Here is a 13,126-nt window from a genome sequence, read left to right on the forward strand (position 1 = left end):
AACCTGCAGAGAATCTGCAGGTTCGCGCCGCCTCGATGGGTATTCAGCGGAAGTTTGCGCCGCCTCGGCGTACGAAACGTGCAGGTTCGCGCCGCCTCAGCGGTAGACATGGGGCATGGCACCTCTGGCGAGTGACCTGAGTCCGCAGGCGCGGGAGTCCGCGCTCGAGCAGCTGGGCACGCCCGGCAACGAGGTCGACGTACTCGTCGTCGGGGGCGGCATCACCGGCGTCGGTGCCGCGCTCGATGCGGTGACGCGTGGGCTGACCGTCGGTCTGGTCGAGCAGCGCGATCTCGCCTCGGGCACGAGCAGCCGCAGCTCGAAGCTGGTCCACGGCGGCCTGCGCTACCTCGAGATGATGGACTTCGCGCTGGTCAAGGAGGCCCTGCACGAGCGGGGCCTGCTGCTCACCCGCCTCGCGCCGCACCTGGTCAAGCCCGTCCCCTTCCTCTACCCGCTGACCCGCCGCGGCTGGGAGAGGCCGTACGTCGGAGCGGGGCTGGCGCTCTACGACGCGATGGCGAAGTTCGGTGCCCTGGCCGACAACGGCGGCAACATGGGCCTGCCGCACCACCGGCACCTGAGTCGCCGGTCGGTCGCGCGGATCGCCCCGGACTTCAAGGTCTCCAAGCTCGCCGGTGCGATCCAGTACTGGGACGCCCAGGTCGACGACGCCCGCCTGGTGATGACCGTCGCCCGCACCGCGGCGGCCCACGGTGCCCTGATCGCGACGCGCACCGCGTGCATCGGCTTCATCCGCGAGGGGGAGCGGGTCGTCGGCGTGCAGGCCTTCGACCTCGAGACGGAGAAGGTCTTCGAGATCCGTGCGCGTGTCGTCGTCAACGCCGCGGGCGTCTGGACCGACGAGATCCAGGAGCTGGTCGGCGGGCGCGGCTCGCTGCACGTCAAGGCGAGCAAGGGCATCCACATCGTCGTCCCGCGCGACCGGATCCGCTCGGAGTCGGGCTTCATCGTCCGCACCGAGACCAGCGTCCTCTTCGTCATCCCGTGGGGCCGGCACTGGATCATCGGCACCACCGACACCGCGTGGGACCTCGATCGCGCCCACCCTGCCGCGAGCCGGACCGACATCGACTACATCCTCGAGCACGTCAACCGGATCCTGCGCGAGCCGCTCGACCACGACGACGTGGAGGGCGTGTACGCCGGACTGCGGCCGCTGCTCTCCGGCGAGTCCGAGCCGACCAGCCGGATCAGCCGCGAGCACACCGTCGTCACGCCCGTGCCGGGCCTGGTGATGATCGCCGGCGGCAAGCTCACGACGTACCGGGTGATGGCGAAGGACGCGATCGATGCCGCCAGCCACTCGCTGCGCAGCGGCGGCTCGCCGATGGTCCGCGACTCGATCACCGACCGCGTTCCGCTGGTCGGCGCCGAGAGCTACGAGACCCGCGCCAACCAGCGGGTCATGCTCGCGCGGCGCTCAGGGCTCCACCTGGCGCGCATCGACCACCTGCTCGGCCGATACGGCGGCCGGATCGACGACCTGCTCGCGCTCATCGCGGACCGACCCGAGCTCTCCGCGCCGCTCGCGGGGGCCGAGGACTACCTGGCCGCCGAGGTGGTCCATGCGGTGACGCACGAGGGCGCCCGCCACCTCGACGACGTGCTCGTGCGGCGTACGCGGATCTCGATCGAGACCTTCGACCGGGGCGTCGGTGCGGCGCCCGAGGCGGCCCGGCTGATGGGGGAGGAGCTCGGCTGGGACGACGAGCGCCGCGAGGTGGAGGTCGACCACTACCGGCGGCGCGTGGCGGCCGAGCGGGAGAGCCAGAAGCGGCTCACCGACCAGGAGGCCGACGAGGCCCGGATCAGCCTGCCCGACCTGATCTGACCCTGAGGTCATATGCCACATCTGCGGTTGACACGGCAAGTGGATGTGTAAACGATCTCAGTCCTGCTGGAACGCTGGTAACTGCGACACCGTGTCGCCTACTCTCGAGTACATGAGCGCACGCAACCCCGAGCCCCCGCAGGATCGCACCGTCGAGGGCCCGCACGACCCCGAGCACAACATCGCCGGTTCCTACGCCCTCGAGCCGGAGTACGTCGCGTCCCTGACGTCGCACCTCCTCGCCACGTCCGGTGAGGTCGCGCAGTCGGTCTCGCCGGTCAACGGCCAGCCGCTCGGCGTCATCCCGCAGTCGTCGCTCGACGACGTCGACACCGCGTTCGCGCGGGCGCGTGCTGCCCAGGCGACCTGGGCCCGCACCTCGATCGACGAGCGCGCGCGGGTCATGATGCGCTTCCACGACCTGGTGCTGAAGCACGCCGACGAGATCATGGAGATCGCCGTCTGGGAGTCCGCGAAGGCCCGTCGTGACGCCTACAACGAGGTCTACCACGTCGCCCTCACCGCTCGTTACTACGCGCGCACGGCCCACCGTCACCTCGACACGACGCGCCGCGCTGGCGTTCTGCCGGGCCTGACGCGCATCGACCTCAACCGCGTCCCGAAGGGCGTCGTCGGCATCATCTCGCCGTGGAACTACCCCTTCACGATGGCGATGTCCGACGGCCTGCCTGCGCTCATGGCCGGCAACGCGGTCGTGGCCAAGGCCGACAGCCAGACGATGCTCACCTCGCTCGTCGGCGTGCGCCTGCTCCGTGAGGCCGGCTTCCCCGAGGACCTGTGGGTCCCCGTCGCCGGCCCCGGTTCGAAGATCGGCACCGCGATCATCGGCCGCGCCGACTACATCTGCTTCACCGGCTCCACCGCGACCGGCAAGCGCGTCGCAGCGGGCTGCGCCGAGCGCCTGATCAACTGCTCGCTCGAGCTCGGCGGCAAGAACCCCCTCCTCGTCCTCGAGGACGCCAACATCGAGCGGGCCTCCGAGGGTGCCGTCCGCGCGTCGTACGGAAACGCCGGCCAGCTCTGCGTCTCGACCGAGCGCCTCTTCGTCGCCGACGCGATCTACGACCGGTTCGTCGCGCGCTTCGTCGCGCGCACCGAGGCGATGACGCTGGGCGCGGGCCAGGACTGGGCGATCGACATGGGCTCGCTCATCTCCCAGGACCAGCTCGACACCGCGCTCGCGCACATCGAGGACGCCGTCTCCAAGGGCGCCACGGTCCTCACCGGCGGCAAGCACCGCCCCGACATCGCGCCGTACTTCATGGAGCCGACGATCCTCGAGGGCGTCACTCCTGAGATGGACATCTACGCCAACGAGACCTTCGGCCCGGTCGTGTCGCTCTACCGCTTCCAGGAGGAGACCGAGGCGATCGCCCTGGCCAACGAGGGTTGTTACGGCCTCAACGCCTCGGTGTGGACCAAGGACGCCAAGCGCGGCCGTGCCATCGCCCGCGAGATCAAGGCCGGCACGGTCAACGTCAACGAGGGCTACGCCGCGACGTTCGGCTCGCTCGAGGCCCCGATGGGCGGCATGCGCGAGTCGGGCGTGGGTCGTCGCCAGGGCGCCGAGGGCATCCACCGCTACACCGAGGTGCAGTCCGTCGGCACCCAGCGGATCCACCCGCTGACCCAGCCGTGGCTGCTCAGCAACAAGCAGTGGGCCGGCCTGACCTCGCTCAACGAGAAGATCATGACGAAGGCCGGTCGGCGCTCGTGAGCAGCCAGGTGAGCGGTGGGCAGCACTATGACGTCCTCGTCATCGGGTCCGGCTTCGGCGGCTCCGTCTCGGCGCTGCGCCTGACCGAGAAGGGCTACAAGGTCGGCGTGCTCGAGGCCGGCGCGCGCTTCCGCGACGAGGACTTCGCGAAGACCTCGTGGGACCTGAAGAAGTTCCTCTTCAACCCGGCGATCGGTGCCTACGGCATCCAGCGCATCGACATGGTCAAGGACTGCCTGATCCTCGCAGGCGCGGGCGTCGGCGGCGGCTCGCTGGTCTACGCCAACACGCTCTACGAGCCGCTCGACCCGTTCTACAAGGACAAGTCGTGGGCGCACATCACCGACTGGAAGTCCGAGCTCGCGCCCTACTACGACCAGGCCAAGCGGATGCTCGGCGTGGTCACCAACCCGTGCGAGACCGCGTCGGACCGCGAGGTGGCGAAGGTCGCCGAGCAGTTCGGCACCGCTGACTCGCTGCACGCGACGCCGGTCGGTGTCCTCTTCGGCGGCGAGGACGGTCGTGACGGCGGCAAGGACGTCGAGGACCCGTTCTTCGGCGGCGTCGGCCCCCGGCGTACGACGTGCCTCAACTGCGGTGAGTGCATGACCGGCTGCCGCCACAACGCCAAGAACACCCTGGTCAAGAACTACCTCTACCTGGCCGAGCAGGCCGGCGCCGAGGTGCACCCGCTGACCACCGTCACCGACGTCCGCCCGAAGGTCGGCGGTGGCTACACCGTGACGGCGCGCTGGACGAAGGCCAAGCTCTCGCGCAAGAGCGCGGTCAAGACCTTCACCGCCGACCACGTCATCTTCGCGGCGGCCGCGCTGGGCACCCAGAAGCTGCTCCACAAGCTGAAGGACGAGGGCTCGCTGCCGAAGGTCTCCGACCGCCTCGGCGTCCTGACCCGCACCAACTCCGAGTCGATCCTCGGCGTCATCTCCGAGCCGGGCGCGGACGTCGACTACACCGACGGCGTCGCGATCACCTCCTCGTGGCACCCCGACGAGGTCACCCACATCGAGCCGGTCCGCTACGGCAAGGGCTCCAACGCCATGTCGCTCATGCAGACGGTCCTCTCCGACGGCGGCCCGGGCCGCTTCCAGCGGTGGGCCAAGGACTACGCCAAGATGTGGCTGAAGCCGTCCAACGCCCTCAACCTGTACGACGTCAAGCACTGGTCCGAGCGGGTCGTGATCCTGCTCGTCATGCAGACGCTCGACAACTCGATCACCACGCGACGCATCAAGCTGCCCGGTGGTGGCTCGATCATGACCTCCAAGCAGGGCCACGGAGGCGAGAACCCCACCTGGATCCCGGTCGCCAACGAGGCTGCACGCCAGATGGCGGAGAACCTCAACGGCGTCGCAGGCGGCACCGTCGGCGAGCCGTTCAACATCCCGCTGACGGCCCACTTCATCGGTGGCTGCACCATCGGTGACTCCCCGGAGACCGGCGTGGTCGACCCGTTCCATCGGATGTACGGCTACGACGGCCTGCACATCATGGACGGCTCGACGATCTCGGCGAATCTCGGCGTCAACCCGTCGCTGACGATCACCGCGCAGGCCGAGCGGGCGCTCTCCTTCTGGCCCAACAAGGGCGAGGCGGACAGCCGGCCCGCGCAGGGACAGGCCTACCAGCGCATCGAGGCGGTCCAGCCGAAGAACCCGGTGGTCCCCGAGGCGGCCCCGGCAGCCCTCCGGCTGCCCATCGTGGGCATCTCCTGACCCATCCGTCACACGTTCCGGCCCCGTCCCAGATCTTTTGGGACGGGGCCGTAACGCGTCTCTGGAGGGTTCGTTGCACGAAGTGGGTCCCGGAGAGTCTTGCTCCCTCCCATGCCGGGACCCGTGTCCGCGCTGTTCCACGAAGGCGTGGATGGCCAGGACCCCGCCACCCTCCCTCCCCGGCGGGGTTCTGGTGCGTTCGGGCGGCGTACGGGAGGGCCGCGTACGGACGATAGAATCCGCGCGTGACCGAGACCTCCCACGCAGCCCACGACCTCGTCCTCGTCGTCGACTTCGGCGCGCAGTACGCCCAGCTGATCGCGCGCCGCGTCCGCGAGGCGAAGGTGTACTCCGAGATCGTGCCGCACACGCTGCCGGTCGCCGAGATGCTCGCGAAGGAGCCGAAGGCGATCATCCTCTCGGGCGGTCCGTCGTCGGTCTACGAGGAGGGTGCCCCCTCGCTCAACGGCGACCTCTTCGACGGTCAGGTCCCCGTCTTCGGCATGTGCTACGGCTTCCAGACGATGGCCCAGGCCCTCGGTGGTGAGGTCTCCGCCACCGGCTTGCGTGAGTACGGCCGCACCCCGGTCAACGTCGTCGAGCACGGTGTGCTGATGGCGGGCATGCCGTCGGCCCACAACGTCTGGATGTCGCACGGCGACCAGGTCGTCAAGGCGCCGGAGGGCTTCAAGGTCCTCGCCTCCACCGAGCTGACCCCCGTCGCGGCGTTCGAGGACGTCGAGCGTGGCTACGCCGGCGTGCAGTGGCACCCGGAGGTGCTCCACTCCGAGCACGGCCAGCAGGTGCTCGAGCACTTCCTGTGGAACATCGCCGGCTGCCGCCAGACCTGGACCATCGGCAACATCGCCGACGAGCAGATCGCGCGCATCAAGGAGCAGATCGGCGAGGAGGGGCGCGCGATCTGCGGCCTCTCCGGTGGTGTCGACTCCGCCGTCGCTGCCGCGATCGTGCAGAAGGCGATCGGCGACCGCCTCACCTGCGTCTACGTCGACCACGGCCTGATGCGCAAGGACGAGACCGCGCAGGTCGAGCGTGACTTCGTGGCTGCCACCGGTGCGAAGCTGATCGTCGTCGACGCCGAGAAGCAGTTCCTCGACGCGCTCGCCGGCGTCTCGGAGCCGGAGGCAAAGCGCAAGATCATCGGCCGCGAGTTCATCCGCGCCTTCGAGGGCGCCGAGCTCGAGGTCATCAAGAGCGCGCCCGAGGGCTCGAAGGTGGGCTTCCTCGTGCAGGGCACCCTCTACCCGGACGTCGTCGAGTCGGGCCACGGCGCCGGCGCTGCGACGATCAAGTCGCACCACAACGTGGGTGGTCTCCCCGAAGACCTCGAGTTCGAGCTGGTCGAGCCGCTGCGCGAGCTCTTCAAGGACGAGGTCCGCGCCGTCGGCGCCCAGCTCGGCCTGCCGGACGTCATCGTCCAGCGCCAGCCCTTCCCGGGCCCGGGCCTCGGCATCCGGATCATCGGCGAGGTGACCCGCGAGCGCCTCGACGTCCTGCGTGAGGCTGACGCGATCGCCCGCGAGGAGATGACCAGGGCCGGCCTCGACGGCACGATCTGGCAGATGCCGGTGGTGCTGCTCGCCGACGTCCGCTCGGTCGGGGTCCAGGGCGACGGCCGCACCTACGGCCACCCGGTCGTCCTGCGCCCGGTCACCTCCGAGGACGCCATGACCGCCGACTGGGCCCGCCTGCCCTACGAGGTGCTGGAGCGGATCTCGACGCGGATCACCAACGAGGTCGCCGACATCAACCGCGTCACCGTCGACATCACCTCCAAGCCCCCGGGCACGATCGAGTGGGAGTGAGCGACCAGGCCGCCTGAGCCACGAGCGCCGCCCGACACGCCGACCTGTTCGGCGCGTCGGGCGGCGTTCGCGTTCAGGGCGGCCTGGCGTGCCCGATGACACATCGCTCACGCCCGGATGCTCGGGGAGAATGGCCCGCATGACCCTCGCCGACCAGCTCCTCGACGCCCATGTCGCCCACGAGCTCGCCGCCCTGCAGGGTGAGCGGTTCAACGAGCAGGTCGAGGTCGAGCTCGACCACCTGCTGGCCACGATCGGCACCCTCGAGCTCGGCCGGGTGATGCAGCGCGAGCTGGTCACGGCCGTGGCGCTCAAGTACGTCGCGACGTTCCGGCTGCCCGGCGCCATCCCGGAGATCGCCGGGCAGATCGCAGCAAGGGTGCGCAGCCATCCCGCCAACGAGGTGCCGCTGGGTGACCTGGTCGACCGCGCGCGGGTCGCCGAGCTGGTCGCGATCCTCGCCGAGCTGCGCGGCGTGCGTGAGCGGGTGCTGCGCGGGCTGGCGGAGAACACCGCCCTCCAGTCGGGCGTCGGCGAGGTGATGCGCGGCATCGCGATCAGCCCGCTCGCGACCGGCCGCCGGATCGCGCGCCGGGTCCCGCTCGTCTCGAGTGGCATCGACGCAGCTGAGCGCCTCGGTGCCGGCATCATCGACGGTGCCGACCAGCGCAGTCGGGAGGTCGCCGAGCGCGCCGCCGGCATGCTGCTGGGCTACCTCAGCACGAACGCCGACACGGTCAGTGACGAGGAGCTCCGCGAGGCGGTCCTCGAGGTCTGGGACGCCCTGTCGACGCGTCCGGTCAGCGAGCTCTTCGGCGCGGTCAGCGAGGGCCAGCTCGTCGAGCTCTTCGTGGCGATCTACGAGCTCTGGCTCGACCTGCGCACGACCGACTACATCGCGGCCGCGGTGGCCTCAGGCGTCGAGGTCTTCTTCGAGACCTATGCGAGCTTCACGCTCAACGACCTGCTCGCGGAGTTCGGTCTGGGGCGCGACGACCTCGTCGAGGAGGCGCGACGCTTCGGTGCGCCCGTGCTCGAGGCGCTCGCCGAGGCAGGCGTGCTCGAGGGTCTGGTCCGCCGCCGCCTGGCCGGCTTCTACACCTCGCCGGCCGCCCAGGCACTGCTCGCCTGAGCCCGCCGCCGCTCAGGTGGTGGTGGTGATCTCCGTGCGGTCCGCCGCGAGCATGAGCGCACCGAGCAGGGAGGCCCGCTCGCCCAGCGCACCCGTCACGATCGGGGTGCCGGCGGCAGCGTCGAGGGCGTGCCGCCGCAGGCCGATCCGCACCGAGCCCAGCAGGAGCTCCCCGGCATGGGCGATCTCGCCGCCCACCACGACGAGCTCGGGGTTGACCAGGTTGACCACGGCCGCGAGGCCCCAGCCGAGGTGCAAGCCGGCGTCCTCGAGGACACGCAGCGCGGCGACGTGGCCCTCATCGGCGGCACGCACGATCTCGGCGATCCCAGCGGCCGGCAGCTGCGTCGTCAGCAGCTCCTGGACCGTCTCGACGGAGGAGTAGGCCTCCAGGCAGCCGCGGCTGCCGCAGCGGCAGACGGGGCCCTGCTCGTCGAGGGTGAGGTGGCCGATCTCGCCGGCCGTGCCCGCACTGCCGCGGAAGATCTCGCCCTCGATGACCAGGCCGGCGCCGATGCCCGAGGAGACCTTGACGAAGACGGCGGTGCGACAGCCGTTGGCGGCGCCGACCCGCTGCTCGGCGAGGGCGCCCAGATTGGCGTCGTTGTCGACGTACGCCGGGAGCGCGAAGCGGTCGCTGACCGCGGCGACCGCGTCGACGCCGACCCAGCCCGGGAGGATCGCCGACGACCGGACCAGCCCGTCGCTGACCGGTGCCGGCAGACCCATGCCGACGGTGCGGACGGCGCCGGGGACCTGGTCCAGGAGCTCCTCGAGCAGTCGGTGCGCGACGTCAAGCCCTTCGGCGCTGGAGTGGGTGGCGTGCAAGGGCGTGCGCGTCTCGACCAGCACCCGACCGGCGAGGTCGCCGATCGCCACCGCGACGTGGCTGTGGCCGAAGTCGACGCCCGCCACGAGGCCGGCCGAGGGGGAGAGCTGGAGGGTCGTGCCGCGTCGCCCGGCGCCGGGCTCCACTTCGAGCAGCCCGGCTGCGGTGAGCTCGCGGACGATGTTGGAGACCGTGGCAGGAGCCAGCCCGGTGAGCCGGGCGAGCTCCGCCTGGGTGTGGACCCGGTGCGGTTCGGCCTCCGGATCACGCCCACGGAGGACGTCGAGGACGCGTCGCTGGTTGGCGCTTCGCAGCGCTCCGGGCGAGCCGGGGGAGGAGCCGCGCGCACTCCGGCCCCGGGGCGCGGAGGCTGCGGTGTCGGTCATGCGCACACTCTCACCTGTCGACGCTTTGCCGTCAAGCAATGGTGAATAGTGAGTCTTCTCGAACCAAAGAGCACATTTTGCGTTCAACTCTTGACGACAAAGCATGTGACGGTCGACACTCCAAGGAGTCAGCAGTCCGCAGTCGCGGGCCCGTCCCTGAGGAGCCATCCGTGTCCCGAGTCATCCGCATCGCCACCCCCGGCGTTGCCCTGTTGCTGTCCGCGGGTTTCATGACCGCCTGCTCGGCCAACGACGCGCAGAACGACGCGTCCGACAAGACCATCGCGCTGCTCCTGCCCGAGTCGAAGACCACCCGCTACGAGCAGTTCGACCGCCCGATGTTCGAGGCGAAGGTCAAGGAGCTCTGCTCCGACTGCAAGGTCGACTACTACAACGCCAACCAGGACCAGGACAAGCAGGACCAGCAGGTCGACTCGGCCCTGGCCAAGGGTGCCAAGGTCCTCGTCCTCGACCCGGTCAACGGCAAGACCGCCAAGGGTGCCGTTGAGTCCGCCCAAGCCCAGGACGCCACCGTCATCGCCTATGACCGCCTCATCTCCAACGCCGACTACTACATGTCCTTCGACAACGAGAAGGTCGGCGAGATGCAGGCCCAGGCGATCGTCGACGCGCTGCAGGACAACGGCAACATCCTGATGACCAACGGCGCGCCGAGCGACCCCAACGCGGGCCAGTTCAAGCAAGGCGCCCACAACGTCTTCGACAAGTCCGGCCTCACGGTCCTCGCGGAGTACGACAATCCCGACTGGAGCCCGGACAAGGCCCAGCAGTGGACCAGTGACCAGATCGGCAAGTTCGGTGTCGCGAAGATCGACGCGGTGTACGCCGCCAACGACGGCCAGGCGGGCGGCGTCATCTCCGCCCTCACCGGTGCCGGTGTGAAGGCCGACGCGCTTCCGCCGGTCGTCGGCCAGGACGCCGAGCTGGCCGCGCTGCAGCGCATCGTCGCCGGTGAGCAGCTGATGACGATCTACAAGTCGATCAAGACCGAGGCCGAGAAGGCCGCCGAGGTCGCCGTCGCACTCGTCAACGGTGAGGACGTCGGCGAGACGACTGACTTCGAGGGCGTGAAGTCGTTCATCTTCACCCCGGTCGCGGTCACCCCGGAGAACATGGCCGACACCGTCATCGCCGACGGCTTCTACTCCGCCGACGACATCTGCACCGGTGAGTACGCCGCGGCGTGCGAGAAGGCGGGAATCAGCAAGTGAGTGCATCCCTCGTGGAGTCCCCGGTGAGGGAGACGGCGCTCTCCCTCACCGGGATCAGCAAGCGCTTCGGCGCCGTGCAGGCCCTCTCCGACATCGACTTCGAGGTCGGTGCGGGCGAGGTCGTCGCCCTCGTGGGTGACAACGGAGCCGGAAAGTCGACCCTCGTCAAGATCATCGCGGGCGTCTACACGCCGGATCAGGGTGCGATCGAGATGACCGGACAGCGGGTCTCCTTCCAGGGGCCGGCCCACGCCCAGTCGCACGGCATCGCGACGGTCTTCCAGGACCTTGCTCTCTGCGACAACCTCGACGTCGTGGCCAACCTCTTCCTCGGCAACGAGAAGCGGGGCATGGGCATCCTCGACGAGGTCTCGATGGAGACTGAGGCGTGGCGCCTGCTGCGGTCGCTCTCCGCGAAGATCCCCTCGGTGCGGATCCCCATCGCCAGCCTCTCGGGTGGTCAGCGGCAGACCGTCGCCATCGCCCGGGCGCTGGTGGGGGAGCCCAAGGTCGTGCTCCTCGACGAGCCGACCGCGGCCCTCGGTGTCGCCCAGACCGCCGAGGTGCTCAACCTCGTCGAGCGGCTGCGCGAGCAGGGGCTCGGCGTCGTGATCATCAGCCACAACATGGCCGATGTGCAGGCGGTGGCGGACCGCATCGTCGTCCTCCGGCTCGGTCGCAACGCTGCCGAGTTCCGGACCTCCGAGGTCTCGGCCGAGGAGCTGGTCGCCGCGATCACCGGTGCCTCCGACAACGTCGTCGCCCGCCGCAAGAGCCGTTCGGGAGAAGCCCATGACTGAGCCCACCGCTGCGCCTGCCCCGGCGCTCACCGATCTCCAGGACGAGCGCCTGATCCGGCAGGAGGGCATCCGTGCCGTCCTCGACGCCGCCTGGCACCGCCTGCGCGGCGGCGAGCTCGGTAGCCTCCCGGTCATCGTCGGCCTGCTGGTGATCAGCACGGTCTTCTACGCCCTGGAGCCGCGCTTCCTCTCGTCGTACAACCTGGTCAGCGTGCTGCTCTTCGCCGCACCGGTCGGCATCATCGCGCTGGGCATCGTGCTGGTCCTGCTGCTCGGTGAGATCGACCTCTCGGTCGGCTCCGTCTCCGGCCTGAGCGCTGCGGTGATGGCGGTCGCGCAGGTCGAGCACGGCCAGTCGATCCCGGTGGCGATGCTGGCCGGTGTCGCGACCGGCGCCGCGATCGGCGTGGTCTACGCCCTGCTCTACGTCCGGTTCGGCGTGCCGAGCTTCGTCTTCTCGCTCGCGGGCCTGCTCGCCTTCCAGGGTGGTCTGCTCTGGGTGCTCGGCCGCAACGGCACGATCAACCTGCCCAGCGACTCCTCGCTCGTGCAGTTCGCCAAGTTCGGCTTCGTCCCCGACGCGCTGGCGTACGTCGTGGTCCTCCTGATCATCGCCGCCGACCTGGGCGCGACGCTCTGGACCCGCGCCCGGCGGGCGAAGGCCGGCCTGTCGAACACCTGGCTGCCGGTCGCCCTGGCCAAGCCGGTGCTCCTTGGTGTCGGCCTGCTCTGGCTGACGTGGTACCTCGGTGTCGACCGCGGCTGGCCCAAGGTCTGGCTGCTGTTCGCTGTCCTGGTCGTGGTCATGGACCTCTCGCTGCGGCGTACGCGCTGGGGCCGCCACCTCTTCGCGGTGGGAGGCAACGAGGAGGCGGCGCGCCGCTCGGGCATCCGGGTCGGGAGGATCTACCTGTCCGTCTTCGTGCTCTGCTCCGCGCTGGCGTCGCTCGGAGGCCTGATGGCGGCAGGCGTGCTCGGCTCCGTCTCGCAGAGCTCCGGCACCACCGACACCAACCTGACCGCGATCGCGGCTGCCGTCATCGGCGGCACCAGCCTCTTCGGCGGCCGGGGCTCGGCATACTCCGCGATGCTCGGGATCCTGGTCCTGCAGGCGATCAACAGCGGCCTCAACCTGACCAACGTCGAGTCGTCGATCCGGTTCATGGTCACCGGTGGCGTGCTCCTGCTCGCCGTCGCGATCGACTCGGTCAGCCGCCGGGCCCGCACCTCGAGCGGCCGCGGCTGATCCCCGCGGCGCTCGTCGCATCCTGCACAGCAACGACACAGGGCCGTCCGGTCACGGGCGGCCCTGTGTCGTTGTGTCGTCTCTGGTGTCAGGCGTGCGTCAGCGGTTGAAGATGCTGTAGCCACCGGGGCCGACGGCGAGGCCCACGATGATCAGCACGATGCCCCAGAGCATCTCCCCACGGACGAGGCTGACGATTCCGGCCACCACCAGGATGACGGCGATGATCCACAACAGGAGAGCCATGGTGAGCCCCTTTCGTGTCATGGGTCCGCTGGGTGGCGAACCTCGCTGACGTCGTACCCGTGCATTCGGGACAACATGCCTCCGCTTGCGCGTACACCGCGTC

At 69.8% G+C, this 13,126-nt stretch carries 10 protein-coding genes; 8 read left to right on the top strand and 2 right to left on the bottom strand.

Annotated elements, in window-relative coordinates; genetic code table 11:
- Positions 1–115 precede the first annotated feature (115 nt).
- The 5 genes from VLF38_RS04700 to VLF38_RS04720 all read left to right on the top strand — a co-directional run bounded on the left by VLF38_RS04700 (position 116) and on the right by VLF38_RS04720 (position 8,284).
- Positions 116–1,855 (top strand): glycerol-3-phosphate dehydrogenase/oxidase, encoded by a 1,740-nt coding sequence (locus VLF38_RS04700; protein ID WP_325270126.1) that lies wholly within the window; start codon positions 116–118, stop codon positions 1,853–1,855.
- Between the two features lie 112 nt (positions 1,856–1,967).
- Positions 1,968–3,593, top strand: coding sequence for a succinic semialdehyde dehydrogenase (locus tag VLF38_RS04705; RefSeq protein WP_325270127.1), 1,626 nt, complete (start codon positions 1,968–1,970; stop codon positions 3,591–3,593).
- Entirely contained in the window at positions 3,590–5,326 is a 1,737-nt protein-coding gene (locus tag VLF38_RS04710) for a GMC family oxidoreductase (protein WP_325270128.1), read from the top strand. Before VLF38_RS04705 ends, VLF38_RS04710 begins: the two co-directional genes overlap by 4 nt.
- Positions 5,327–5,571: 245 nt before the next feature.
- Complete coding sequence (guaA, locus tag VLF38_RS04715; protein WP_325270129.1) at positions 5,572–7,152, top strand: glutamine-hydrolyzing GMP synthase; 1,581 nt, start codon at positions 5,572–5,574, stop codon at positions 7,150–7,152.
- Positions 7,153–7,291: 139 nt separating this feature from the next.
- The gene (locus tag VLF38_RS04720; protein ID WP_325270130.1) at positions 7,292–8,284 is read left to right on the top strand and encodes a hypothetical protein; all 993 of its coding nucleotides are present in this window, start codon (positions 7,292–7,294) and stop codon (positions 8,282–8,284) included.
- Positions 8,285–8,296: 12 nt separating this feature from the next.
- Here the strand turns inward: VLF38_RS04720 and VLF38_RS04725 are convergent, their stop codons facing one another.
- A complete protein-coding gene (locus VLF38_RS04725) occupies positions 8,297–9,499 on the bottom strand; it encodes an ROK family transcriptional regulator (protein ID WP_325270131.1) in 1,203 nt (400 codons plus the stop codon).
- Between the two features lie 170 nt (positions 9,500–9,669).
- On the opposite strand from VLF38_RS04725, the gene VLF38_RS04730 reads away from it, so the two are divergent.
- The 3 genes from VLF38_RS04730 to VLF38_RS04740 are packed head-to-tail and all read left to right on the top strand — an operon-like array spanning position 9,670 to position 12,777.
- Positions 9,670–10,731, top strand: coding sequence for a sugar ABC transporter substrate-binding protein (locus tag VLF38_RS04730; protein ID WP_325270132.1), 1,062 nt, complete (start codon positions 9,670–9,672; stop codon positions 10,729–10,731).
- Positions 10,728–11,531 (top strand): ATP-binding cassette domain-containing protein, encoded by an 804-nt coding sequence (locus tag VLF38_RS04735; RefSeq protein ID WP_325270133.1) that lies wholly within the window; start codon positions 10,728–10,730, stop codon positions 11,529–11,531. Before VLF38_RS04730 ends, VLF38_RS04735 begins: the two co-directional genes overlap by 4 nt.
- A complete protein-coding gene (locus VLF38_RS04740; RefSeq protein WP_325270134.1) occupies positions 11,524–12,777 on the top strand; it encodes a sugar ABC transporter permease in 1,254 nt (417 codons plus the stop codon). Before VLF38_RS04735 ends, VLF38_RS04740 begins: the two co-directional genes overlap by 8 nt.
- 99 nt (positions 12,778–12,876) lie before the next feature.
- Here the strand turns inward: VLF38_RS04740 and VLF38_RS04745 are convergent, their stop codons facing one another.
- Positions 12,877–13,023: a GPGG-motif small membrane protein gene (locus VLF38_RS04745; protein ID WP_181322091.1), complete on the bottom strand. Its 147-nt coding sequence runs from the start codon at positions 13,021–13,023 to the stop codon at positions 12,877–12,879.
- Positions 13,024–13,126: the final 103 nt, after the last annotated feature.

It is taken from the genome of Nocardioides sp. (genome assembly GCF_035481145.1).
GTDB lineage: Bacteria > Actinomycetota > Actinomycetes > Propionibacteriales > Nocardioidaceae > Nocardioides.

What these genes read in the sequence shown, in the direction of transcription:
- VLF38_RS04705 (WP_325270127.1), top strand. Translation starts at nt 1,968, where the DNA reads ATGAGCGCACGCAACCCCGAGCCCCCGCAGGATCGCACCGTCGAGGGC.
- VLF38_RS04745 (WP_181322091.1), bottom strand. Translation starts at nt 13,023, where the DNA reads ATGGCTCTCCTGTTGTGGATCATCGCCGTCATCCTGGTGGTGGCCGGA.
- VLF38_RS04740 (WP_325270134.1), top strand. Translation starts at nt 11,524, where the DNA reads ATGACTGAGCCCACCGCTGCGCCTGCCCCGGCGCTCACCGATCTCCAG.
- VLF38_RS04720 (WP_325270130.1), top strand. Translation starts at nt 7,292, where the DNA reads ATGACCCTCGCCGACCAGCTCCTCGACGCCCATGTCGCCCACGAGCTC.
- VLF38_RS04725 (WP_325270131.1), bottom strand. Translation starts at nt 9,499, where the DNA reads ATGACCGACACCGCAGCCTCCGCGCCCCGGGGCCGGAGTGCGCGCGGC.
- VLF38_RS04700 (WP_325270126.1), top strand. Translation starts at nt 116, where the DNA reads ATGGCACCTCTGGCGAGTGACCTGAGTCCGCAGGCGCGGGAGTCCGCG.